We start from the raw sequence: 24,015 nt of genomic DNA on the forward strand, positions 1-24,015 counted from the left end.
ACCCGGCGGCGACCGCGGCGTGGACTCGGACTGGTCCCCCATCCCCAGCCTGCTGGCCACCGCCGGCCTGCACCACCACCTGATCCGCGAGGGCAAGCGCACCAAGGTGGGCATCATCATCGAGAGCGGCGAGCCGCGCGAGGTACACCACTTCGCCCTGCTGGTGGGCTACGGCGCCAACGCCGTCAACCCGTACGTGGCCTTCGAGACCATGGACGACCTGCTGCTGCGCGGCCTGCTGCCGTCCACCATGGACCACGCCAAGGCCATCAAGCAGTTCATCAAGGCCTGCAACAAGGGCATCGTCAAGGTGATGTCCAAGATGGGCATCAGCACCATCCAAAGCTACCGCGGCGCCCAGATCTTCGAGGCGCTGGGCCTGAGCCAGGCCCTGGTGGACCGCTACTTCACCTGGACCAGCACCCGCATCGAGGGCATCGGCCTGGATGAGATCGCCAAGGAGACGGCCCTCCGCCATTTCGCCGCCTTCGGCAACCGCGGCCAGGACCTGGACCTGGACTGGGGCGGGCGCTACAAGTGGCGCAAGGAGGGCGAGCTGCACACCCTGGACGCCCAGCAGGCGGCCCAGCTGCAGCACGCCGCCATGAGCGGCGACTACAAGGCGTACAAGCAATTCAGCGCCGGCATCAACGACCAACGCGGCCGCCTGCTGACCCTGCGCGGCCTCTTCCGCTTCAAGGCCGGCCTGCGCCCGCCCGTGCCCCTGGAGCAGGTGGAGCCTGCCAGCGCCATCGTCAAGCGCTTCACCACCGGCGCCATGAGCTACGGCAGCATCAGCCAGGAGGCCCACGAGAGCATCGCCATCGCCATGAACCGCCTGGGCGCCAAGAGCAACACCGGCGAAGGCGGGGAGGACGAGGAGCGCTTCAAGCCCCTGCCGGACGGCGACAGCAAGCGTTCCGCCATCAAGCAGGTGGCCTCGGGCCGCTTCGGCGTCACCAGCAATTACCTGGTCAACGCCCGCCAGATCCAGATCAAGATGGCCCAGGGCGCCAAGCCCGGCGAGGGCGGGCAGCTGCCGGCCAAAAAGGTCTGGCCCTGGATCGCCAAGACCCGCAACAGCACGCCCTTTGTGGGCCTCATCAGCCCGCCCCCGCACCACGACATCTACTCCATCGAGGACCTGGCCCAGCTGATCCACGACCTCAAGAACGCCAACGACCAGGCCATCATCTCGGTGAAACTGGTGGCGGAGGTGGGCGTGGGCACGGTGGCCGCGGGCGTGGCCAAGGCCCACGCGGACCACATCCTGATCAGCGGGCACGACGGCGGCACGGGCGCGTCGCCGTTGAGCTCCATCAAATACGCCGGCATCAGCTGGGAACTGGGCCTGGCCGAGACCCACCAGATCCTGGTGATGAACGGCCTGCGCGACCGGGTCAAGGTGGAGACGGACGGCCAGCTGCGCACGGGCCGCGACGTGGTCATCGCCGCGCTGCTGGGTGCCGAGGAGTACGGCTTCGCCACCGTGGCGCTGATGACCATGGGCTGCATCATGATGCGCGTCTGCCACCTGGACACCTGCCCCGCCGGCATCGCCACCCAGAACCCGGAGCTCCGGAAAAAATTCATCGGCAAGCCCGAGTACGTGGTCAACTACATGAATTTCGTCGCCCAGGAGGCCCGCGAGTTCATGGCCGAGCTCGGCTTCAGGAGCATCGACGAGATGGTGGGCCACACCGAGGCGCTGGAGATGGATCCGGAACGGGCGCATTGGAAGGCCCGCACCCTGGACCTGGGCCGCATCCTGCGGCGGGTGGAGAACTCCTACGGAGGGGCCCTCATCAAGACGGTGGAGCAGGACCACGGGCTGGACAAGGCCCTGGACCGCGCCCTGATCCCCCAGGCCAAGGCGGCGCTGGAGGACGGCCAGCCGGTGCGCTTCTCCAGCCCGGTGGAGAACGTCAACCGCACCGTGGGCACCCTGCTGGGCGCCGAGATCTCGCGCCGTTACGGCAGCGCCGGGCTCCCCGAGGGGACCATCACCATCGACTTCACGGGCACGGCCGGCCAGAGCTTCGGCGCCTTCGTCCCCAAGGGCATGACCCTCAACCTGCAGGGCGACGCCAACGATTACGTGGGCAAGGGCCTCAGCGGCGGCATCCTGGTGGTGAAACCCTGCCCCAAGGCCACCTTCAAGCCCGAGCTGAACTGCCTGGTGGGCAACACGGTGCTCTACGGCGCCACCGCCGGCCAGGCCTATTTCCGCGGACGGGCGGGCGAGCGCTTCTGCGTTCGCAACAGCGGCGTCAACACCGTGGTGGAGGGCGTGGGCGACCACGGCTGCGAGTACATGACCGGCGGCCGCGTGGTGGTGCTGGGCCCCACCGGGCGGAACTTCGCGGCCGGCATGTCGGGCGGCATCGCCTACGTCTACGATCCCGACGGATTGTTCGAGAAACTTGCCAACCGCGACATGGTCGATCTGGAAAAGATCGGCCCGGCGACGGGCGGCGCCAGCGACGAAGGCATGCCGCGCCAGAAATCGATCAGCGTTTCGGACTCGGGCATGGGCGATCCGCTCCGCTTCGATGCCGAGCGCCTGCGCATCCTGGTGCAGCGCCACCTTCTCCATACCCAGAGCGAGCGCGCCAAGTGGCTGCTCGATCATTGGGAAGATGCCGTCAAGCGTTTCGTCAAGATCATGCCGAGAGACTATCGCCAGGCTTTGAAAGAGCTGCAGGCGCAACGTCAGGCGGCGGAGTGAACCATGGGCAAGGCCACCGGATTCCTCGAAGTCGATCGCAAGGATCGCAGCTACGAAAAGCCTGAAGATCGGCTCAAGCATTGGCATGAATTCGTCAAGCCGCTGACGGGCGCCGAAACCTCGACGCAAGCCTCGCGCTGCATGGATTGCGGTATTCCGTTCTGCCACAACGGCTGTCCGGTCAACAATCTGATCCCGGACTGGAACAATTTCGTCTATCACGACGATTGGCAGAAGGCGCTGACGGTCCTTCACTCCACCAACAACTTCCCGGAATTCACCGGCCGCATCTGTCCGGCGCCGTGCGAGCAGAGCTGCACGCTGAACATCCAGGATACGCCGGTCACCATCCGCACCATCGAATGCGAAGCGGTGGAGAAGGGTTGGGACGAGGGCTGGATCGTGCCGGTGGTTCCGGTTGAACGCAGCGGCAAGCGCGTGGCGGTGGTGGGCTCGGGCCCGGCCGGTCTGGCCGCAGCGCAGCAACTGGCGCGCGCCGGTCATGCGGTGACGGTATTCGAAAAGAACGACCGCATCGGCGGATTGCTGCGGTACGGCATTCCCGATTTCAAGCTCGAGAAGCATCGCATCGATCGCCGCCTGCAGCAGATGCAGGCCGAAGGCGTCGAGTTCCGCACCAACGTGGAGGTCGGCATCACCTTGCCGGTGTCGGCGCTGCTCGAAAACTTCCACGCCGTGGTGATGGCCGGTGGCGCCGAAGCTGCGCGCGACCTGGCGGTGGAGGGCCGCGAGTTGTCCGGCGTGCATTTCGCGATGGAATTCCTCACCCAGCAGAACAAGCGCAACGCCGGCGATGACGAGCATCGCGCCGCGCCGCAGGGCACGATCAGCGCCAAAGGCAAGCACGTCGTCGTCATCGGCGGCGGCGATACCGGTTCGGATTGCGTCGGCACCTCCAATCGCCAGGGCGCCGCCTCGGTGACGCAGATCGAAATCCTCGCCAAGCCGCCGGTGAAGGAAGACAAGGGCACGACTTGGCCCGATTGGCCGATCAAGCTGCGCGTGTCGTCGTCGCAGGAAGAAGGTTGCACCACCGAATGGGCAACCATGCCGAAAAAGCTGGTTGGCGCCGGCGGCAAGGTGAAGGGCATCGAATGCGTGCGCGTCGAATGGCACGCCGATCCGCAAGGCCGGCGCACGCCGAAGCCGGTCGCGGGCAGCGATTTCCGCATCGACGCCGATCTGGTGCTGCTGGCAATGGGCTTCACCGGTCCGCGCCACGCCGGCATGCTGGAACAGGCGGGCGTCGAGTTCGACGGCCGCGGCAGCGTCAAGGCGAGCGAGCAGGATTACAAAACGTCGATGCCGCGCATTTTCGCCTGCGGTGACATGCGGCGCGGCCAGTCGCTGGTGGTGTGGGCGATCCGGGAAGGGCGCCAAGCCGCCCGCGCGGTCGACGAATTCCTGATGGGCGCCTCGACACTGCCGCGGTAGGATTTTTCGAGTTCCGTGGTGCAGGGCGGCCGGGTTTGACCCCGGCCGGTTTGTTTGTGGGGCCTACTTTGTGACCTTCACTTTCAGCGCGTACAAATTGCCGTCCGACGCGCCGACATACACCACGCCGTCGAGGACCGCGGGCGAGGAAAGGATCGCGCCGAACGCCAGGAGTTTCAGATAACCGCCCATGCCGTCGTCATAGAAGCCGCCGTCGAAAATCCTCTCGAAATCGGCCGAGCCATCGGGCTTGGTCACCGGCGCGGTGGCTTTGGAGGCGTCGGTCGCGAACTGCCACGCCGCCGTGTGGGTCTTGAGGTCGATGGCGTGCAGCACGCCTTTCATCGAGCCGACATACAGCATGTCGCCGGAAAGCGCCGGCGAAGAAAACAGCGGCCAGCCTTTCAAATCGACGGTTGCCAGCAGCTCGCCGGTCCTGGCGTCGAAATCGAACATCTGTCCGGTGTCGGAGGTGCCGACATAGACATGGCCTTTGCGCACCGCCGGCGAGGCGATCACCCACGAGCCTTTGGTCGAGAAATCCCACGCCTTGATGCCGGTCACCGCGTTCAGCGCATAGAGGTGGGAGTCGCGCGAGCCGAAGAACACCATTCCGTCTCCCACCGCGGGCGAGGACTGGATGCCGGTCTGGTTATGGATGGCGTCGTCGTCGCCGGTCTTGAAGCGCCATTTCTCCGCACCCGTCGCTTCGTCGAGGGCGTAGAGGTAGGTATCCCAGCTGCCGACATAGACGAGCCCGTTGGCGACGGCGGGCGAGGAATGCACCACATTGCCGGTCTTGAACGCCCACACTTTCGCGCCGGTGGCGGCATCGAGCGCGTAAACCATGCCGTCGCTGCTGCCGACAATCACCTTGCCGCCCGCAACCACCGGTGAGGAGAGATAGCAGTCCCACTGGTCCGGCATCACTTCGGCCGCGGGCTCGGCGCCGTGCATATGCTTGGCGGAAAAGCGGTGCTCGCCGCCGGTGGCGAATTGCCATTTCAGCGCGCCGGTCGCTGCATCGACGGCGTACACCTGGCTGTCATAGGAGGCGAAATAGACGACGCCGCCCGCGACCGCCGGCGACGACACCACCCGGCTTTTGGTTTCGAATTTCCATTTCTGGGCGCCGGTGGTGCGGTTCACGGCATAGAGAAATCCGTCGGTCGAACCGGCGAACACCGTGTCGCCGACGACGGCCGGCGACGAGACGAACGCGCCCTTGGCATGGAAGGACCAGGCGACGCCGTCGAACGCAGAGGTGCCGCGCCCCTCGAACGCACCGGTGTGCTGGGGCCCGCCGCGGAACATCGGCGCATCGGTGGCAAGGCTGGGAGACGCGAACACGACAAGCGAGGCGAGGGTGAGGACCAAGCGCATGGGATTTCCGCTTCTTGAGATGCGGCGGCAATAGAATCGCGCGCGCTCGCGGCGTCAAATGAAGATCGCGGTTATGCTTTTCACGATGGCGTTAGGACGAGGATGAAACGAGAACCGCCGCCGGAAATTCCGTGAACAACGGGCGATTGTCCGGCTGCGGACTGTCTTGTCCGGACAGGACATCGCGCCAGCGACGATCGCGCAGGTCTTCGGGCAGGACTACGGCGAGCGTCTCATCGGGCAGCGGCAGTCCTTTGGCGATCGCGGCTTCGGCCGACAATCGCGGTACCGCTACCATCAATATTTTTTCACCGGCACTGCGCGTGAAGGCGAAAACGCGGTCGTCGCCGGCTTCGATGGCGCGATAGGGTGCGGCGAACAGCTCCGGCTCCGCCGTCCGCAAGGCCAACAGCCGCGCCAGCAGAGCGAGCTTCACCTGGCCGTCGCGCCAGTCCTTGAGCAGCGTCGGCGGATCGGCAGCATTGCTGAGCATCTCTTCGCGGATATGGAAATCGACCGGCCGGCGGTTGTCGGGATCGACCAGCGAGAAGTCCCACAGCTCCGTACCCTGATAAATATCGGGAACGCCCGGCAGGGTGCATTTGAGCACGGTCGCGGCCAACCCGTTCAGGGCTCCGGCCGGCGCCACCGTCCCGGCAAAGCGTTCGAGCCGCGCCAGGAAGGCGTGTTCGGGATCGAGGATGGCGCGCACGAAATCGGCGTGGGCCGTTTCAAATTCGCCATCGGGCGCCGCCCATGAGGTTTCGAGCTTGGCTTCCTTGAGCGATTTTTCGCGCCACGCCAGGATGCGCCGCGTGAAACCGGTCAGCCCTTCACCCGAAAGCCCGAAAGGGCGGCAGGCGAAAAGGGTCTGGTACAGCTGGTATTCGTCACCCGCCCCGACGCGCGCCGGCCGCAGCGCCGCATTGATCTCGAACCATTCGCGCACTTCCGCCTCCCACCGCTGCGGAATCTCGCTCAACACCGCCAGGCGCGCCCGCGTGTCCTCGCCGCGCTTGTGGTCGTGGGTGGCGCTCGCCAGCAGCGCCGCAGGGAAATGCGCCTGACGATTTTCGTTGCCGATATGGAAGCGGTCCGGCGCCAGCGCGAACATCGCCGGTGAAAACCCGACGTCGTTGCGCGACAGCAGCCGGCCATAGCGATAGAAGGCGGTATCTTCCACCGCCTTCGCCGCCACCGGTGCCGCCAGCTGGTTGAAGCGCCGCACCGCAACCGCCGCCACCGCGCCGTCGGCCGCTTCTTCGCCGCGCATGGTTGCGGCGATGGTGGTCAGCGCGCGCGCCTGGTCGTCGGTGGCGCCGTCTTCTGCTTGCCGCAGCGCCGCCTCGAATTGCGGACCGGGCGCCGGCTCGGGCTTGTCGCCAAGCGCATAGGTGCGATAAACGCGAAAATGTTCGAGCACCCGCTCCAGCGCCTGTTCGAATGCGCCCGGCGGAATGGTGCCTTCGTCGTCGAGCCGCTGGAACGCCGCCGCCGCGCCGCGCAGCGCGCTGGCAAACGCGTTCTGCAGCATCTCGCGCCGCGCCTGGCGTTCTTCGACCTCGAAGTCGGCAGGGCGTCCGCTGAACTCCGCCCACAGACGATCGAACGACGGCTCGTTTTCCGGCGCGTGCTGGAATGCGGACAGCGCATTCATGAAGTCGTAGCCGGTGGTGCCGTCGACCTGCCAGTCCGGCGGCAGGTCCTCGCCATCGGCCAAAATTTTTTCCACCACGATCAGCGCCGGCTCGCGCGGCAAGGCGTCGGGCCGCAGCGGGGTCATCGCTTCCAGCCGCGCCCGCAGGCGGCGGCAGTAGTTCGCCGGATCGGACAAGCCGTCGACGTGATCGATACGCACGCCGTCGATCAGCCCTTCGCTGTAGAGCCGGAACACGGTGGCGTGAATCTGCTCGAACACGGCGTCGTCTTCCACCCGCAAGGCGGCGAGGCTGGTGATATCGAAAAAGCGTCGCCAGTTGATGCGCTCGCCGGCACTGCGCCAATAGGCGAGGCGGAAATTCTGCCGATCGAGCAGCGCGCCTAACGCTGCAGCGTCGCCAAAGCGCGCTAGGCTCGCTTCGGACGGTGTCGCGGCACCGGCCATCACCGTCTCGTAATCCTCACGACGGAGCGGGAAGCGGTGTTCGGCATAAGCAAATGCCAATTTGCCGAGGCGCTCATCCCACACCAGCGTGATCTCGCCGTCGTTGAGGCACTCGGTGACCGGCCGCCCCAACAGCGGCACCAGCAGCTTGTCGCGCAGCTTGGCTTCGTCGGGCTCCCAATCGATGTCGAACAGGCCGGCAAAAATGCTGTCGCGCCCTTTTTCCAGAACGTCGAGCCAATAAGGATTATCGGCGCCGCCGACCGCCATGTGGTTCGGAACGATGTCGAGGATGACGCCGATGCCGTTCTTGCGGAGCTCGGCGGCCAATGCGCGAAATCCTTCTTCGCCACCGAGCTCGGGATTGACCCGGCCATGATCGACGACATCGTAACCGTGCGTGGAACCGGCGCGCGCCATCAGGATCGGCGAGGCATAGAGGTGGCTGATGCCGAGCTTGGCAAAATAGCCGACCAGCTTCAGCGCGTCGGCGAACGTGAACGTCTTATGGAATTGCAGGCGATAGGTGGCGCGTGGTGTCATGCGGATTCAATCCAGACGGCGGTGGAGCAAGGCGGAACCATGTCGCTTCCGGCTGGTCCGTAGAGCGGCGCAGTCTTGTGCAACGGCACCTGCACGGCGGTTTCGGAGAGGTTGGTGACGATGGTCAGAATGGTGTCGTCGCCGAGCCGCCATGTCGCCAGCACGGCGCCGTCCGCGAGCACGTCGGATGACAGCGCCGTGGTTCCTTTCAGTCGCGGCACCAGGACGCGTCGTCGCAAATGGAGCAGGTCGCGATAGAATATCCGCCACACCTCGTTGCCGGCGCCGAGGCGGCAGCGTTCGAACGTTTCCGGCGCATTGGGATCGGGCACTTCGGCGCGACCGGAGGCGAACTCGGGAAATTTGGCGAATTCGGCGGCGCGGCCCTTGCGCACCGCCGCGGCCAGCGCGGGATTGTGGTCGGTGAAAAACAGGAATGGCTCGCGTGCGCCTTGCTCTTCGCCCATGAACAGCAGCGGAATTTGCGGCGACAGCAGCAGCAGCGCGGTTGCCGCTTTCAGTTTGTGCTCATTGGTCAGGTGGATCAGCCGTTCGCCCAGCGCGCGATTGCCGGTCTGGTCGTGGTTCTGCAGGAAGGCGACGAATGCCGCCGGCGGCAGGTGCGCGCTCGGCATGCCGCGCAGCCGGTCGGTGTGCCCCATCCGCTCGCCCTGGAAGGCGAAGCCGTCTTTCAGCAGCCGCGCCAGTTTATCTGTTGGCCGTTCGGCGAAGTCGGAATAGTAGCCCGCAGTTTCGCCGGTCAGCAGCACATGCAGCGTGTTGTGGAAATCGTCGTTCCATTGCGCCTGATAGGTGCCGAGCAGGCGCGCGTCGTTGTCCTCGTTTTCCAGCACCAAATGGCGGTCCGGGAAGCGCTGGCGCAGTTCGCCGCCCATCGCTTCGAGGAATTCGGCATCGCGAATGGCGTGCACCGCGTCAAAGCGCAGGCCGTCGAAGCGGAACTCCTCGAGCCAGTAAGCCGCGTTGTCGATGAAAAACCGCCGCACCGGTTCCTGGCGAAAGTCGATGGCGTCGCCCCACGGCGTTTTCAGGTCGCTGCGAAAGAACGGCGGCGCGTATTGGGCGATATAGTTTCCGTCCGGCCCGAAATGGTTGTAGACGACGTCGAGAAACACCATCAGACCGCGCGCATGCGCTTCGTCGATGAGGAAGCGCAGATCGTCGGGTGCGCCATAGGCCTCGTCGGGAGCGTAGGGCAGGACACCGTCATAGCCCCAATTGCGTTGGCCCGGAAAATCGCCGATCGGCATCAATTCGACCGCGGTGACGCCGAGATCGCGCAGGGCGTCGAGATGCTCCACCACGCCGCGAAAGCCGCCGAACAGCCCGGCGTGGAGTTCGTAGAGGACCGTCTCTTCCCACGGCCGCGGCCGCCAGTCGCTACTACGCCATCCGTAGGCGGAGCGTTCCACGACGCTCCAGCCGTGGACATCACCGATCTGCCGCCGCGAAGCCGGATCGGGCAGCGATACGCCGCCGATGCGGAAGCGATAGCGAGCGCCCGGCCCGGCGGCGCAGGCGACTTCCCACCAGCCATCGTCCGTCGGCGTCATCGTCAGCGCCTCGGCGTCGGCGAGTTCGAGCGCGACCGCCTCCGCCGCCGGGGCCCACAGGCAAAAAATGGTGTCGTGTGCGCCGACCTCCGGACCCCAGCGGCTCATCGCGGCGGCTCCACCAGGGCGGTGAACAGGGCGGCGCTGCGGTCTTCCACCATATAGGTGGCGCCTTCGAAGGGGCCCGGCTCGCGCTCGGGATTGGCGGTATCAATCAGGAATTGCCACGGCCAGTTGGAGTTCAGTGAAAATTCGATCGCCTTCTCCGACGCATTCAGCAGCAGCGACAGCACTTCGATTTTGCCGTCGCCGTCCCACAGGGCGCGGCGCATGATGACGGCGCGGGCTTCGCCATTGGCCCAATCGTCTTCGCTCAAGGTGTTGCCGCACTCGTCAAGCCAGTCGAGGTTGCGGAAACCCGGGCTCACCTCCTCGCCGAACAGGAATTTCGCACTGCGCAGCGCGGCGTAGCGTTTGCGCAGGCCGACGACGCGGGCGGTGAAATCGGCTTGCGCCGCGCCTTCGGTGGTTTTGAGACGCGACCAGTCAAGCCAGGAAATCTCGTTGTCCTGGCAATAGGCGTTGTTGTTGCCGCCCTGGCTGTTGCCGAATTCGTCGCCGGCCAGCAGCATCGGCGTGCCGAGCGACGCGAACAGGCTGAGCAGCATCGACCGTTTGACGCGCTCGCGCAGGGCCACGATCGGCTCCTCGTCGCTCGGCCCTTCCACACCCCAATGGCAGGCGAGATTGTCGGAGGCGCCGTCGCGATTGTCCTCGCCGTTGGCTTTGTTGTGCTTGCCTTCGTACATGACGAGATCGCCAAGCGGGGCGCCGTCGTGGCTGGCGAGGTAGTTGATCGACGCCGTCGGTCGGCGCGCGCCGAAAATATCCGCCGATCCCGACAAGCGTCGTGCCAGTTCGGGCCGTTGTCCGCCGTCGCCGCGCCAATACCGGCGCAGCGTGTCGCGATAGCGGTCATTCCATTCCGAAAAAGGCGGCGGATGATTGCCAAGTTGGTAGCCGCCGGGGCCGATGTCCCACGGTTCGGAAATCAGCTTGACGCGGTTGAGGATCGGGTCCTGGCGGATGGCATCGAAGAAGCCGCTGCCGGGATCGAAGCCGGAATGCTCGCGTCCGAGCGTGGCGCCGAGATCGAAGCGGAAGCCGTCGACGTGATAGGATTCGACGAAGTAACGCAGCGAATCCAGCACCATTTGCAGCGCCCGCGGGCTCGCCATGTCGAGCACGTTGCCGGTGCCGGTGTCGTTGATGGTATGGCGGACATTGCCGTCGACCAGGCGATAGTAGGCGGCGTTGTCGATGCCGCGCCACGACAGCGTCGGTCCGAGTTCGCTGCCTTCGCAGGTGTGATTATAGACGACATCGAGCAGCACCTCCAAACCGGCGCGATGCAGGCGGCGAATGGTGGCGCGCAGTTCATTGGTGCCGCCGCCGCTGGAATAGCCGGGCTCGGGCGCGAAAAATCCGAGCGTGTTGTAGCCCCAGTAATTGCGCAAGCCCCTGTCGATCAGATGGCGGTCCTGCAGGAAGGCATGCACCGGCATCAGTTCCACCGCGGTAATGCCGAGGCGTTTCAAATGCGCGATCACCGCGGGATGGCCAAGCGCCGCATACGATCCGCGCACGCGCTCGGGAACCTCTTCCAAAAGCTTGGTCAGGCCTTTGACGTGAGCTTCGTAGATGATGGTGTCGCTCCACGGGATCACCGGCGGTTTGTCGTCGCCCCAGATGTAGTTTTCCGCCGACACTGCCGCCTTGACCATGGCGGGGGCGCTGTCGCGGCGGTCGAAACTCAAATCGCCGCGCGGCGAGTGCAGGCGATAGCCGAACAGCACGTCGCTCCAGCGCAGGGTTCCGGCGAGTTCCTTCGCATACGGATCAAGCAGCAGCTTGTTCGGATTGAAGCGGTGGCCTTCCTCGGGCTTGTAGGGCCCGTGGACGCGATAGCCGTAGATCGTACCGGGCCCGGCGCCGGGCAGATAGCCGTGCCAGACCTGATCGGTCCGCTCCGGCATCTCGTAGCGCGCGATTTCGCGATTGGCGGCGTTATAAAGGCACAATTCCACTGCCGTCGCGTTGGCAGAAAACAGCGCGAAGTTGACGCCCAAACCGTCCCATGTTGCGCCCAGCGGTGTGGGAGCACCCGGCTCGAGCCTCCCGGGTGAAAATGGCATGAAAGTCCCTCCGTGACGCGCTGATCGCAGACGGTAACGCGCTCACGGTTCCATCGGTTGCGGTCGCGCGCCCGCCACGCGCGCGGCAAGATCGAGAAAACCGGCCAGCGGCACGCCGAGCTGATCGGGCCGGTTGGCGATTTCGTAGCCGATCTCGTATGCCGCGCGCTCCAGCGAAAACACGCACAGCAGTTGCTCTTCGGCTGGGTCGAGGGCCCGCCCGCGGCCGCGGGCGTAACCGTCCATGAACGCCGCAACGGAACGTTCCTCGAAAGTCGTCAGCAATGCGTCGATATCGCCTTGGGCCGTGACCGGACTGGTGCGCAGCGCCGTCCACACCACATAACTGAACGAGCGCAACATGCCGGCAACATCGCGCATGGCGCTGTTCTTGGCGCGACGGTCGGCCAGCGGCTTCAGCGGTTCGCCTTCGAAATCGACCAGGATGGCGTCGCCGGCCGCCACCAGAACCTGACCGAGGTGGAGATCGCCGTGAATGCGGATGAGCTGGGAACCGACTGCCTTGCCGAGCACCGCATCGATGCCCGTCATCAGCGCGTCGCGGCGGGCGGCGAGCGCCTTCACCGCCTCGTTTTGCGCGCCGAGATCGCGGTCCAGCAACAGGTCGAGCGCCGTGGCCACTTCTTTGCGGGCAAAGTCGCGCCACGCGGCGATCACCGCATCGGTTGCGGCAACCGGTGCGAAATCGGCATTGGCGGTCGGTTGCGACAGCACCTCGTGCATTTCGCCGAGCCGCTGGCCGGCAACGCAGACGAAATGGGAGACGGTTTCGAAGCCGTCATGGCCTTCCTCGGCGGCGGTGCGATCGTCGAGCAGGCGCTTGGCCTGTTCCACCGACCAGTGGAAGCCATCGCCCTGGTTCTTGATGAAGCGCTGCGCCAGCATCACGGTGGCGTTGCGGCCATCGGCGCGGCGGTGCGAAACTTCGCCGAGCAGGGCGGCGATGCCGGCGAAGCCGCGGCGCGTCAGTTCCTTCACCATCTCCTCTTCGGGATGGATGCCGTTGATGACGCGGCGGAACACTTTCAGCATCACCTCTTGTCCGATTACGACGGCGGAATTCGAGGTGTCGCCGCCGAGCCATTGGATTTCGGCATCGTCCGCCGGCGGCGTGAACCCGGGCTGCGGCGCAAAAATCAGCGAGCCTTCGCCTGACTGCACGGTGCGGCCCTCGGCCAGCGCGGTCATCACGCTACGGACGAATTTCGGCGAGGCGGTGGCATCGGTGAGGAGGCCGACACGGGCGCGATGGCGGGCGCGCGCCAACGCGAGGCGGGATTCCTGCGGGCTGGCAGCTTCGTCTTCCCAGGCGACCGCCAGCGGCATGGCATAGCGGCTCTCGCTGTCGCCGACGGTGGCGACGATCTCCGCGAACACCACATCGTGGCGGCCGGGATCGATCGCCATCGCATCGCAAACCTTGACCTGCGGCGCATCCTGCGATTTCTGCTGAAACCAGCGGCGCTGGGCCAGATAGCCCGGCAGAACGTCCTTTTCCAGCACGTCGCGTGAACGCCCCTCCAGGATGCCGTTCAATCCGGAGCGCAACACGAAGGTGTAATGCTCGGCGAGGTTGTCGCCGGTAGACGTGCTCCACGAAGGCTGGCTGGTGTCGGCCGACAGGATGAACCAATAAAATCCGAACGGCGGCAAGGTGAGAAGGTAGGTGAGCTGGCCGATCTTGGGGAAGGCGACGTTGCCCGACAGCTCCACCGGCGTGCGGCCGGCGAATTCCGACAGATCGAGTTCCACCGCCTGCGCCGTGCGCGAGACGTTGGCGACGCACAGGATGTTTTCGCCGTCGCACTCGCGCAGATACACCAGCACTTTGCGATTGGCGGGCTTGAGGAAGCGCAACGTGCCGCGCCCGAACGCCTTGTGCTGGCCGCGGATGACGAGGATGCGGCGCAAGCGGTTGAGCAGCGAATGCGGGTCGCGCCATTGCGTTTCCACGTTCACCGCCATGTAGCCGTAAAGCGGATTGGAAATCACGGGCACGATCAGGGATTCGGCGTCGGCCCGCGAGAAGCCGCCGTTGCGGTCCGGGCTCCATTGCATCGCGGTGCGCACGCCGTCGCGGTCGCCGAGATGGATGTTGTCGCCCATGCCGATCTCGTCGCCGTAATAGAGCACCGGCGTGCCCATGATGGTGAGGATCAGGCTGTTCATCAGTTCGATGCGGCGGAAATCGCGTTCCATCAGCGGCGCCAGGCGGCGGCGGATGCCGAGATTGAGGCGGGCGCGGCGATCGGAAGCGTAGGTGTTCCACAGATAATCGCGCTCGCGGTCGGTGACCATTTCGAGCGTCAACTCGTCGTGATTGCGCAAAAACGTCGTCCACTGACAATTGGGCGGCGCGTCGGGGGTCTGGCGCAGGATATCGGTGATCGGAAAACGGTCTTCCTGCGCCAGCGCCATGTACATGCGCGGCATCAGCGGGAAGTGGAACAACATGTGGCATTCGTCGTCGTCGCCGAAATACTGCTGCACATCCTCCGGCCACTGATTGGCTTCGGCGAGCAGCACGCGCCCGGGATAGTGGCTATCGACCTCGGCGCGGATGCGCTTCAGCACGGAATGGGTCTCGGGCAGGTTTTCATTGATCGTTCCCTCGCGCTCGACCAGATACGGCACCGCATCAAGCCTGAGCCCATCGACGCCCATGTCGAGCCAGAACCGCAGTACTTTCAGGCATTCCTCGAACACTTCGGGATTGTCGAAATTGAGATCGGGCTGGTGGTGATAGAAGCGGTGCCAGTAATAGGCTTTGGCGTCCTCGTCCCAGGTCCAGTTCGATTTCTCGCTGTCGAGGAAGATGATGCGGGTGCCGGCGTATTTCTTGTCGCTGTCGGACCAGACATAGAAATCGCGTTCGGCCGAGCCGGGCGGGGCCTTGCGGGCGCGCTGGAACCATGGGTGCTGATCGGAGGTGTGGTTGACGACCAGTTCGGTGATGACGCGGATGCCGCGGACATGCGCCTCGGCGATGAAGCGCTGCACGTCGTCGAGCGTGCCGTATTCGGGATGCACGTCGGTGTAGTCGGCAATGTCGTAACCATCGTCGCGTCGCGGCGAGGGATAGAACGGCAGCAGCCACAGCACATTGACGCCGAGATCGGCGAAATAGTCGAGCTTCGAGATCAGCCCCGGAAAATCGCCGATGCCGTCGTTGTTGCCGTCGAAGAAAGACTTGACGTGCAGCTGATAGATGACCGCATCCTTGTACCATAACGGATCGTCGGTCAGCGGTGCAGCGGCAGAGGTGCGTAAGAGGTTGGGGTCGAGCCGGATGTTCATGCGCGAGGCTCCGGGGCAATGCGCCAGAGGCGATAGGGGTTGTCGGGGGTGAGCACGGCGTGCTGGCGTTTGCCGTGCCAGACGAAGCGGGAGCCGGTGAGGAGGTCTTCCACCGTCAGCACATCGGCGTCGCCGAGACCCCATTCCCACAGCGGAATCTCGAAATCGACCGCCTGCGACGTATGCGGATCAAGGCTGATCAGCACCAGAACGCGATGGTCGTGGCCGATCGGATGCTTGCCGAAATAGATCACGGCGTCATTGAAGGCGTTGTAGAAGGTCGTGCCGAGGTGGGATTGCAGCGCCGGCTCGGATCTGCGCAAGCGATTGAGCTGGGTGATCTCGCGAACGATATTGCCGGGGGCGGAAAAATCGCGCGGCCGGATCTGGTACTTGTCGGAATCGGCATATTCCTCGCGCCCCGGCAGTGCGGCGGCCTCGCACAATTCGAAGCCGGAGAACATGCCCCACAAGCCCGATAGCGTGGCCGCCAGCGCGGCGCGAATGAGAAAACCGGGGCGGCCCGCTGTCTGCAGATAAAGGGGATTGATGTCGGGCGTGTTGACGAAGAAGTGCGGCCGGAAGAATGCATCCACCGGCGGCGTCGCGATCTCTTCGATATACTCGGTCAGTTCGGCTTTGGTGTTGCGCCAGGTGAAATAGGTGTAGGACTGCGAAAATCCGATCTTGCCGAGATGATACATGATCGCCGGCCGGGTGAAGGCTTCGGCCAGGAACATCACGTCGGGATAGGCGGCGCGGATGTCGGCGATCAGCCATTCCCAGAACGCGAACGGTTTGGTGTGCGGATTGTCGACGCGGAAGATGCGCACGCCTTCGCCGATCCAATGCAGCACCACGTCGCGCAGCGCCAGCCACAGCCCGGGGATCGCATCCCTGGCATAGAAATCGACATTGACGATGTCTTCGTAGACCTTGGGCGGGTTCTCGGCATAACGGATCGAACCGTCGGGGCGCCATTCGAACCAGCCGGGATGCTCCTTCAGCCACGGATGATCTGGCGAGCACTGCACCGCGAAATCGAGCGCGAGTTCGAGACCCGCGGCTTTGACCGCTTCGACCATGGCGCGAAAGTCGTCTGCGGTGCCGAGATCGGGATGGATGGCGTCGTGGCCGCCCTCCTGCGCGCCGATGGCATAAGCCGAGCCGACATCATCGGGCAGCGCCACCAGCGCGTTGTTGCGGCCCTTGCGATTGGTGCGGCCGATGGGATGGATCGGCGGCAAATAGAGCACGTCGAAGCCCATGGCGGCGATATGCGGCAACAGCGCGATGACATCGCGGAAGGTACCGTGACGGGCACCGTCGGCGGAGCGCGGAAAAATCTCGTACCACGCGGCAAAGCCGGCGAGCTTGCGGTCGGCATCGATGGCGAACGGTCCGACCTCGGTGCGAAAGGCGCGCGGCGCTGCCAGCCGCATTGCGTTCACCGTTTCCGGTGCGGTGAGAAGCACGCGCTGCGCGTCCGGCGTGGCGTTGCCGGCATGCACAGAAATCGCATCCAAGGCGCTGCGCAAGGCCGCCGGCGCATGCTCGCGCGCCGCGGCGATCAAGGCACAGCCTTCCTTCAAATCGAGGCGAATGTCCTTGCCGGCGTCATGCTTCTTGAGGATATCGCGGACGAAGGTTGCATACGCGTCGATCCACGCGTCCAGCGTGAACACATGCCGCCCGGGGCGCAGCAACGGCAGGTCCACCACCCAGCGATCGTTGGCGACGAGCCGCATCGGCCGCACTGTGGCTTCGCGTTCGTCCTCGGCGCGCGAGGAAATTTCCGCCGACAGCACCGGATGGCCGTCGCTATAAATGGTCGCTTCCACCTGCACCGTCTCGCCGACCAGGCGCTTGGCGGCATAGCGCCCTCCGCCGACAGTTGGCGCCACGTCTTCGATGATCAGCCGTGGCTCGCGTGCCGCTTTCGGGGCGGTGAGGGCGCGGCTGCGGCGCACCGGTTTGGCGCGGCGGGCGCGGAAAAGGCGCGTCATGCCGGGTTTTCGTGATGGGTCATCGCTCTGGCGCATCACCACCGGCTCGAGCGTCGACCATTCGTCGAGATCGGCGATCACGGTGCGGTCGAAGCGGTCGGCCGGGGTGCCGTTCAGCCCGACCACGGCGACGAGTGCGTCGTCCGCCGCCGCGGCGGTGCGCAACACCACGGTGCGTGACGGCGACGGGAACACCTTCAGCGTTCCGGGCTCGGCCAGCACCGGTTCGGACGCGGTCAATACATTCATCGCCTGCACGGTGTCGATGAGCGGCGCGTCGGTGCTGGCTCGGACGCCGGCCATGACACCCGATCCAGCCACGGCGGCGAGCAAAAGCCGGCTGCGGCGCAGATCGAGGCTCTCGTCGTTGCCGGGAAGGTCGGCCATCGCGATCACCGGCGCCACCGCGCGCAGGGCCGCGTATTCCTCCGCCAGCCAGGTGCTGCGCAAATCCCACCACGGCAGCGACGACAGGCAGAAATCGAAACCGCAGCCTTTCAGCAACGCCAGATCGTCCCACGCGACGCCGGGGGTATCGATGATGAACAAGGCGTCGGCGAATTCGGCGCGGGTTTCGCCGACCACCCGGCGCATGACGCCGTTGGCCTTGAGCGGATGCAGGAAGCGGAAGCCGCCGGCACCGTCACGTAAGCGTTCGCACAGAGCGTTTTTCCACCATGCGGCGCGGGCGTCGGGATCGTTTTCGCCCGCCAGCGGATGATCCGGGGCAAGTTCGGCCATGTCGATGTCGAGGAGCAGCGCCAGTCCGTCAGGCGGGCTCGGCGTGACGCGGCCGCCGCGGTCGGCGTCGACCAGGACGTAATCGAAATCAAGCGCCGCCAGCGGCGACGGGTCTTGCGGCACGGTCGTTCCGGCATGGCAGATTCGCGGCGGCACACGGATCACTCGGCTGTTCGCGGGTGACTAACGGTCGGGCGCGCTGCAAAGTTCCCGCAAGGGCGTTCATGCTGCGAACCAGCTCGCCACCAGAACCGCTGCCGCTGCAAACGTTGCCGCGGTCGTCACCCAGCCAGTGATGTTCAGGAGCGGCGCATTGCGGTGCTCGCCGACGACGCGGCGGTCGTTGGTCAGCAGCATCAAAATGAACAGCAATGGCGGCACCGAAAAGCCCTGAACGATGCCGGACCACACCAGCGCCTGCATCGGATTGAGTCCGAGAAAGTTGAGCAGCACCGCCGCGATGGTGACGCCCACCATGGCGGTATAGAAGAGGCGCGCCTCGCGCGGGCGGGCGCTGAGGCCCGAGGGCCGGCCGATGCCCTGGGCGAGATCGTACGCCGCGCCCGCCGTCATCACCGGCACCGCGAGGAACCCGACGCCGACGACGCCGAGCGCGAACAGGTATTTCGCGCTTTCGCCCGCCAGCGGCGCCAGGGCGGCGGCGGCATCGGCGGCGCTGGCGATCGCGGTGTGGCCGGCGGGATGCAGCGTGGCGCCGGTCGAAAGCAGGATGAAATAGAGAATGACGTTGGAGAACACCATGCCCATCGCGACGTCGCGGCGGGTGTTGCGCAACTCCTCGATGCTGGCGCCTTTGCGGGAGTCGACGGTGCGGCGGCCTTCCTCGATCTGCTCTTCCACTTCCTGGTTCGATTGCCAAGTATAGATGTAGGCCGACAGCGAGGTGCCGATGCAGGCGACGATCATGGCGAGAAAATCGCTGGAAAAATGCACGCTCGGAAGAAAGGTGCCGCGCAGCACTGCGATGGGATCGGGGCGCGCCAGCACGGCGGCGGCTACGTAAGCGAATAACGCCAGCGCCAGCCATTTGAAGGTGTTGCGCAACAGGCGGTAGGAACCGTAAATTTGGAACACCAGGATGATGGCCGCCGCCGCCACCACGATCACTGGAACGGGCAGCGGCACCAGCAATCCGAGGGCTGCGCCGATGCCGCCGAGATTGGCCGCGGCCTCGATCAGATTGCCGACGAAGGCGCCGATCATCAGCGGATACAGCAGCGACTTGGGATAGCGGTCGTAAATGACGGCGAACAGGCCTTTGCCGTAGACGCGCCCGAGCTTCGCCGACAGATAGACGACGGCGAACATCATCGGCAGCACCAGCGGTGCGACCCAAAGGAAAGCGAAGCCGAACTTGGCGCCGGCGCTGGCATAGGTTCCGATGGCGGAAGGATCGTCGTCGGCGGCGCCGGTGACGATACCCGATCCGATCCGGTTGATGAGGCGGCGGAAAACTCCCATGGCAGGCACAACGCGCCAAAGCGGGCGAGGGAACAGCCCGTTGCGCGCGGCGTTGTGCCCACGACAGCAATTTGTTGGCGGAGAAAACGTTGCCGACGCCTTCTGGGCATACCACGGCGATCCTTGCTTCCAAGGTCGTCGGCACGCCGGTGTTCGCGGCCGGCGGCGAAAAGCTCGGCCATGTCCAGGACGTGATGCTCGACAAGCTCTCGGACAGGCTTGTTTTCGCGGTGGTGGCGGTGGGGTTTTCGCCTGGGCTGGGCCAGCAATGCTGTCCGGTGCCGTGGAGCCTGCTCGATTACGATTCCGGTCGGCGGGGTTATGCAATCGGGCTTAGCGGCCAGCAGTTCCGCAATGCGCCGGTATTCGGTCTCGACGAACTGACCCACGAGGACGGCGTGCGCGCGCGCGAATTGGCCGAAACGTTTTTCAACGCGATCTGACGGCAGGAGAGCAACATGGCCCAAACGACACGGCGCCAGAGGAAAACCACAGGCCGCGTCATGGATGAGTTCAAGCACGGCGAGCTGCCGCGCGGCCGCGCCGGCGGCAAGGTGAAAAGCCGAAAGCAGGCGATCGCCATCGCGCTCAGCGAAGCGGGGGCCTCCAAAAGCCAGTCGCCCAAGCAGAAGCGCAAGGCGCGTGCCAAGACCGCAAAGAAGGAAGCGCGCGGCGCCACGGCGCAACAGCAAGGCCGCCTCGGCGCCAGCGGCCGTAAGAAGAAAGCCGTCAAGCGCAAGAAAACCCGCAAGACGACACGTCGCAAGCGCGCGACTTAGGGAACTTGGCGCGGCGCCGCGGGTTATTTCTGTTCGGAATGCAAGGAGAAGGGAACTATGGACACACAGGGATCGCATAACGGTGAATTCGAGGCCGTAGTGCAGGACGTCAAGGACCTGAAGAACGACAGCGCCGCGCTGGCCGGGCGCATCAAGAACAAAGCGACGGATACCGTGTCCAACGCCAAGGACACGGTAAACGGCACGCTGGGGCGCATCGAAGACACGCTCGCCGACATCTGGAATACGATTTCCAAGACCTCCACGGATTCCTATCAGGCGGTCGAACGCAACGTCGAACAGCGCCCGATCACGGCTGTTCTGGCGGCATTCGTTGCCGGCGCCGCCATCGGCTGGGCATTGGATCGGCGCAAGTGAACGGGTTCCTCAGCGACATCCAGGATGTTCGCCGCCGGGCGCGCGAGCGCATCGGCGAAGGCGCGATCACCGACGGCTACAAGGCCGATCGCGCCCGGGTCATCGACGTTCTCAACGAAGTGCTGGCGACCGAAACGGTGTGCACGCTGCGGTATCGCCGTCATTACTACACGGCGGAGGGCATGGCCGCAGAATCCGTCAAGCAGGAGTTCCTCGAACATGCCCGCGAGGAGCAGGAGCACGCCGACATGGTGGCCGAGCGCATCGTTCAGCTTGGCGGCGATCCCGACTTCAATCCCAACACGCTGGTGGAGCGCAGTCACGCCGAATATGTGGAAGGCACCGATCTGCGTTCGATGATCCAGGAGGATTTGGTGGCGGAACGCATCGCCATCGAAACCTACATGGAAATCGCGCGCTGGCTTGGCGATGGCGATCCCACCAGTCGGCGATTGATCGAACAGATCCTCGAAAAGGAGGAGGAGCACGCCGAGGATCTGGTGTCGCTTCTCGGCCGTTTGCCGGACGGGAACGCTGCGTCCGCCTGAAACGTTGGTAGACGCCGGACACGCGGCAGCGCAAGGACAGCGGGGTTGTGATGCCGCAAAGCGGTCGAATTCGGGTCGGTCTTGCGGGTATCGGCAATTGCGCTTCGTCCCTGCTGCAGGGGATCACGCATTACCGCGACGACGGCAATGAGCCGCCGATCGGATTGATGAGCGCGGAGATCGCCGGGTATCGTCCACGCGATGTGGAGGTGTCCTGCGCCTTTGACGTGTCGGAGGCGAAAGTCGGTCGCGACGTTGCGGAAGCCATTTTCGCCGAGCCCAACAACACCATCCGCTTTGCCGCGCCAGCCGCCACGGGCGTCAAGGTCGCGCGCGGTCCAACCTTCGATGGCCTCGGCAAATATCTCTCCGGCACCATCTCCGAATCCGAGGACCAACCGGTCAACGTTGCGGCCAAGCTTCAGCAATCGCGCACCGACGTACTGGTATCGTTCCTGCCAGTGGGATCACAAAAGGCCACGGAATACTACGCCGAATGCGCATTGGAAGCCGGGTGCGCCTTCGTCAATTGCATTCCGGTGTTCATCGCCTCCGATCCTGGATGGCGCGACCGCTTTAAGGCGCGCGGCGTGCCGCTGGTCGGTGACGATATCAAAAGCCAGGTCGGCGCCACCATCGTGCATCGCGTTCTCGCCAATCTGATGCGCGAGCGCGGCGTGCGGCTTGATCGCACCTATCAGCTCAATTTCGGCGGCAACACCGATTTCCTCAACATGCTGGAGCGCGAGCGGCTCGCCTCCAAGAAAATTTCGAAAACCCGCGCCGTCAACAGCCAGCTCGACGTGCCGCTGCCGCCGGAGCAAATTCATATAGGTCCATCCGATTACGTGCCGTGGCTCGCCGACCGCAAGAATGCCTATATCCGGCTCGAAGGCACCACGTTCGGTGGCGTGCCGCTGGCGATGGAGCTGAAGTTGGAAGTGTGGGATTCGCCCAATTCCGCCGGCGTCGTGATCGATGCGGTGCGCTGTGCCAAGCTGGCGCTCGATCGCAAGATCGGCGGTGCGCTGATCGGCCCTTCGAGTTATTTCATGAAATCGCCGCCCGAACAGTTCACCGATGATGAAGCGCGCCGCCGCACCCAGGCATTCGTGCGCAATGGCAAAACCGCATGACCCAGTTTCTGCTTATCCGCCATGGCAAGCACAATGCGCCCGATGGCGTGCTGTTAGGGCGGACCGATGTCGCGGGCCTGTCGCCGGAGGGGCGTGAGCAGATCCGTCGCCTCGGCGTGTTTTTGGCCCGGCCGCAGATCGATCTCATCTATACCAGCCCGCGCCGGCGCGCCCGCGAAACCGCAAGCGAACTGGCGATCGGCTGCTACGCGCCGGTGCAAGCTGACGAGACGCTCGACGAAATCGATTACGGCGAATGGACCGGACGGGCGATTGAGACGCTGGCGGGCGACGCGGTATGGACGGCGTGGAATGAGCACCGCGACTTCGTCCGCATCCCCGGCGGCGAACGTATGCGCGACGTGCAAATCCGCATTCTGCGCCATCTGCAATGCGCCGCGGCACTCCATCCCGATGCGCGCATCGCCATTGTCACCCATGCCGAGGTTATCCGCGCCGCGCTTCTGGCCGAGCGTGGCCTCAGTCTCAGGCAATGGGCGGAGATCGACGTCGCGCCGGGGTCGGTGTTTCCGCTCGAACGCAACGCGCCCGCCATCGAGGCCGTGGCGTCATGAAGCTCGTTATATTTGGGCTGACGATTTCGTCGTCATGGGGCAATGGCCATGCGACGCTGTGGCGTGGCCTCTTGCGCGCGCTGGGGGCCGACGGCCATCAGGCGGTGTTCTTCGAGCGCGACGTGCCCTATTACGCCGCTGCGCGCGACCTCAAGGAAATGCCGGGGCGTTGCCGGCTGGTGCTGTATCCGGAGTGGGACGAGGTGCGTGCGACGGCAATGGCCGAACTCGCGGACGCCGACGTCGCCATCATCACCTCCTATTGCCCCGATGCTCTTGCGGCGGAAGAAGCGCTCGGCGACACGCGCGCCTTGCGGGTGTTTTACGATCTCGACACGCCCGTGACGCTGGCTCAGTTGCGCGACGGCATGCGTCCGGCCTACATCGCGCCGCACGGCCTCACCGGCTACGATCTCGTGCTCAGCTATTCCGGCGGCAAGGCGCTGGCGGCGTTGCGCGAGATGTTGGGCGCTCGCGCCGTGGCACCACTTTATGGGCACGTCGATCCGGCGCAGCACAAGCCGGCGGCGCCAGTGGAGCATTATCGTGCCGACCTCAGTTATCTCGGCACCTACGCGGAGGACCGCCAGTCGGCGCTGCAAAAACTGTTCATTGCCCCGGCGCAGGCGCGGCCGACGCAGACATTCCTGATCGGCGGAGCGCGCTATCCCGATGATTTTCCGTGGACGGACAACATCAATTTCGTCCGCCATCTGCCGCCCGGCGAGCATCCGGCATTCTTTTCTTCGTCGCGGCTGACGCTGAACATCACGCGCCGCTCGATGGCCGACATGGGCTGGTGCCCGTCGGGACGCTTATTCGAAGCGGCCGCGTGCGGAGTGCCAATCCTCTCGGATCGCTGGGACGGAATCGACGCCTTCTTCGCGCCTGGCCATGAAATCACACTTGTCCGCGGCGCGGCGGACGTATTGGCGGCGCTGGAAATGAGCGATGGCGACTGCGCCCGTCAGGCCAAGGCGGCGCGGGACCGAGCGCTCAGCGAACACACCTCGGCGCGCCGCGCTCGCGAACTGGTCGCTCTGGTGGAAACCCAAGCGGTGGGAGCCTAG

At 65.0% G+C, this 24,015-nt stretch carries 16 protein-coding genes; 9 read left to right on the top strand and 7 right to left on the bottom strand.

The genetic code is table 11. The features are described 5' to 3' along the window. On the top strand, positions 1 to 2,728 hold a 2,728-nt coding region (locus AC1P6P_RS15970; protein ID WP_481403438.1), incomplete at its 5' end, for a glutamate synthase-related protein. 3 nt (positions 2,729 to 2,731) lie between these two features. Further along, positions 2,732 to 4,183 (top strand): glutamate synthase subunit beta, encoded by a 1,452-nt coding sequence (locus AC1P6P_RS15975; protein ID WP_481403439.1) that lies wholly within the window; start codon positions 2,732 to 2,734, stop codon positions 4,181 to 4,183. A gap of 63 nt (positions 4,184 to 4,246) precedes the next feature. Here the strand turns inward: AC1P6P_RS15975 and AC1P6P_RS15980 are convergent, their stop codons facing one another. The 7 genes from AC1P6P_RS15980 to AC1P6P_RS16010 form a co-directional block, all read right to left on the bottom strand. Continuing rightward, positions 4,247 to 5,566: an outer membrane protein assembly factor BamB family protein gene (locus AC1P6P_RS15980; protein ID WP_481403440.1), complete on the bottom strand. Its 1,320-nt coding sequence runs from the start codon at positions 5,564 to 5,566 to the stop codon at positions 4,247 to 4,249. Positions 5,567 to 5,657: 91 nt separating this feature from the next. After that, the gene (treY, locus tag AC1P6P_RS15985) at positions 5,658 to 8,213 is read right to left on the bottom strand and encodes a malto-oligosyltrehalose synthase (RefSeq protein WP_481403441.1); all 2,556 of its coding nucleotides are present in this window, start codon (positions 8,211 to 8,213) and stop codon (positions 5,658 to 5,660) included. After that, a complete protein-coding gene (treZ, locus tag AC1P6P_RS15990) occupies positions 8,210 to 9,895 on the bottom strand; it encodes a malto-oligosyltrehalose trehalohydrolase (RefSeq protein ID WP_481403442.1) in 1,686 nt (561 codons plus the stop codon). The genes treY and treZ overlap by 4 nt, the downstream gene beginning before the upstream one ends. After that, complete coding sequence (gene glgX / locus AC1P6P_RS15995) at positions 9,892 to 11,982, bottom strand: glycogen debranching protein GlgX (RefSeq protein WP_481403443.1); 2,091 nt, start codon at positions 11,980 to 11,982, stop codon at positions 9,892 to 9,894. The genes treZ and glgX overlap by 4 nt, the downstream gene beginning before the upstream one ends. A 42-nt stretch (positions 11,983 to 12,024) precedes the next feature. Continuing rightward, positions 12,025 to 15,300, bottom strand: a complete 3,276-nt coding sequence (gene treS, locus AC1P6P_RS16000) for a maltose alpha-D-glucosyltransferase (protein WP_481403444.1) — start codon at positions 15,298 to 15,300, stop codon at positions 12,025 to 12,027. Then, entirely contained in the window at positions 15,297 to 18,203 is a 2,907-nt protein-coding gene (locus AC1P6P_RS16005) for an alpha-1,4-glucan--maltose-1-phosphate maltosyltransferase (protein WP_481403445.1), read from the bottom strand. Before AC1P6P_RS16005 ends, treS begins: the two co-directional genes overlap by 4 nt. 66 nt (positions 18,204 to 18,269) lie before the next feature. Next, complete coding sequence (locus AC1P6P_RS16010) at positions 18,270 to 19,529, bottom strand: Nramp family divalent metal transporter (protein ID WP_481403446.1); 1,260 nt, start codon at positions 19,527 to 19,529, stop codon at positions 18,270 to 18,272. Positions 19,530 to 19,618: 89 nt separating this feature from the next. Between AC1P6P_RS16010 and AC1P6P_RS16015 the strand changes: the two genes are divergently transcribed. Genes AC1P6P_RS16015 through AC1P6P_RS16045 form a run of 7 tightly spaced genes read left to right on the top strand, consistent with a single transcriptional unit; the run spans position 19,619 to position 24,015 of the window. Continuing rightward, the gene (locus tag AC1P6P_RS16015; RefSeq protein ID WP_481403447.1) at positions 19,619 to 19,972 is read left to right on the top strand and encodes a PRC-barrel domain-containing protein; all 354 of its coding nucleotides are present in this window, start codon (positions 19,619 to 19,621) and stop codon (positions 19,970 to 19,972) included. A gap of 15 nt (positions 19,973 to 19,987) precedes the next feature. Then, positions 19,988 to 20,308 (top strand): DUF6496 domain-containing protein, encoded by a 321-nt coding sequence (locus tag AC1P6P_RS16020; RefSeq protein WP_481403448.1) that lies wholly within the window; start codon positions 19,988 to 19,990, stop codon positions 20,306 to 20,308. 57 nt (positions 20,309 to 20,365) lie between these two features. Next, positions 20,366 to 20,686 carry a hypothetical protein gene (locus tag AC1P6P_RS16025; RefSeq protein ID WP_481403449.1) on the top strand — a complete coding sequence of 107 codons (321 nt, stop codon included), beginning with the start codon at positions 20,366 to 20,368 and terminating at the stop codon, positions 20,684 to 20,686. After that, on the top strand, positions 20,683 to 21,234 hold the full coding sequence (locus AC1P6P_RS16030; RefSeq protein ID WP_481403450.1) for a ferritin-like domain-containing protein: 552 nt from the start codon (positions 20,683 to 20,685) through the stop codon (positions 21,232 to 21,234). Before AC1P6P_RS16025 ends, AC1P6P_RS16030 begins: the two co-directional genes overlap by 4 nt. A gap of 50 nt (positions 21,235 to 21,284) precedes the next feature. Beyond that, positions 21,285 to 22,370 carry an inositol-3-phosphate synthase gene (locus AC1P6P_RS16035; protein WP_481403451.1) on the top strand — a complete coding sequence of 362 codons (1,086 nt, stop codon included), beginning with the start codon at positions 21,285 to 21,287 and terminating at the stop codon, positions 22,368 to 22,370. Continuing rightward, positions 22,367 to 22,945: a histidine phosphatase family protein gene (locus tag AC1P6P_RS16040; RefSeq protein ID WP_481403452.1), complete on the top strand. Its 579-nt coding sequence runs from the start codon at positions 22,367 to 22,369 to the stop codon at positions 22,943 to 22,945. The genes AC1P6P_RS16035 and AC1P6P_RS16040 overlap by 4 nt, the downstream gene beginning before the upstream one ends. Then, complete coding sequence (locus AC1P6P_RS16045) at positions 22,942 to 24,015, top strand: CgeB family protein (RefSeq protein ID WP_481403453.1); 1,074 nt, start codon at positions 22,942 to 22,944, stop codon at positions 24,013 to 24,015. The genes AC1P6P_RS16040 and AC1P6P_RS16045 overlap by 4 nt, the downstream gene beginning before the upstream one ends.

It is taken from the genome of Rhizomicrobium sp. (assembly GCF_056722145.1).

Bases quoted from the DNA above. Each gene is read 5' to 3' on its own strand.
- AC1P6P_RS15975 (WP_481403439.1), top strand. From the start codon at position 2,732: ATGGGCAAGGCCACCGGATTCCTCGAAGTCGATCGCAAGGATCGCAGC.
- AC1P6P_RS15980 (WP_481403440.1), bottom strand. From the start codon at position 5,566: ATGCGCTTGGTCCTCACCCTCGCCTCGCTTGTCGTGTTCGCGTCTCCC.
- treY (WP_481403441.1), bottom strand. From the start codon at position 8,213: ATGACACCACGCGCCACCTATCGCCTGCAATTCCATAAGACGTTCACG.
- treZ (WP_481403442.1), bottom strand. From the start codon at position 9,895: ATGAGCCGCTGGGGTCCGGAGGTCGGCGCACACGACACCATTTTTTGC.
- glgX (WP_481403443.1), bottom strand. From the start codon at position 11,982: ATGCCATTTTCACCCGGGAGGCTCGAGCCGGGTGCTCCCACACCGCTG.
- treS (WP_481403444.1), bottom strand. From the start codon at position 15,300: ATGAACATCCGGCTCGACCCCAACCTCTTACGCACCTCTGCCGCTGCA.
- AC1P6P_RS16010 (WP_481403446.1), bottom strand. From the start codon at position 19,529: ATGGGAGTTTTCCGCCGCCTCATCAACCGGATCGGATCGGGTATCGTC.
- AC1P6P_RS16020 (WP_481403448.1), top strand. From the start codon at position 19,988: ATGGCCCAAACGACACGGCGCCAGAGGAAAACCACAGGCCGCGTCATG.
- AC1P6P_RS16025 (WP_481403449.1), top strand. From the start codon at position 20,366: ATGGACACACAGGGATCGCATAACGGTGAATTCGAGGCCGTAGTGCAG.
- AC1P6P_RS16035 (WP_481403451.1), top strand. From the start codon at position 21,285: ATGCCGCAAAGCGGTCGAATTCGGGTCGGTCTTGCGGGTATCGGCAAT.
- AC1P6P_RS16040 (WP_481403452.1), top strand. From the start codon at position 22,367: ATGACCCAGTTTCTGCTTATCCGCCATGGCAAGCACAATGCGCCCGAT.
- AC1P6P_RS16045 (WP_481403453.1), top strand. From the start codon at position 22,942: ATGAAGCTCGTTATATTTGGGCTGACGATTTCGTCGTCATGGGGCAAT.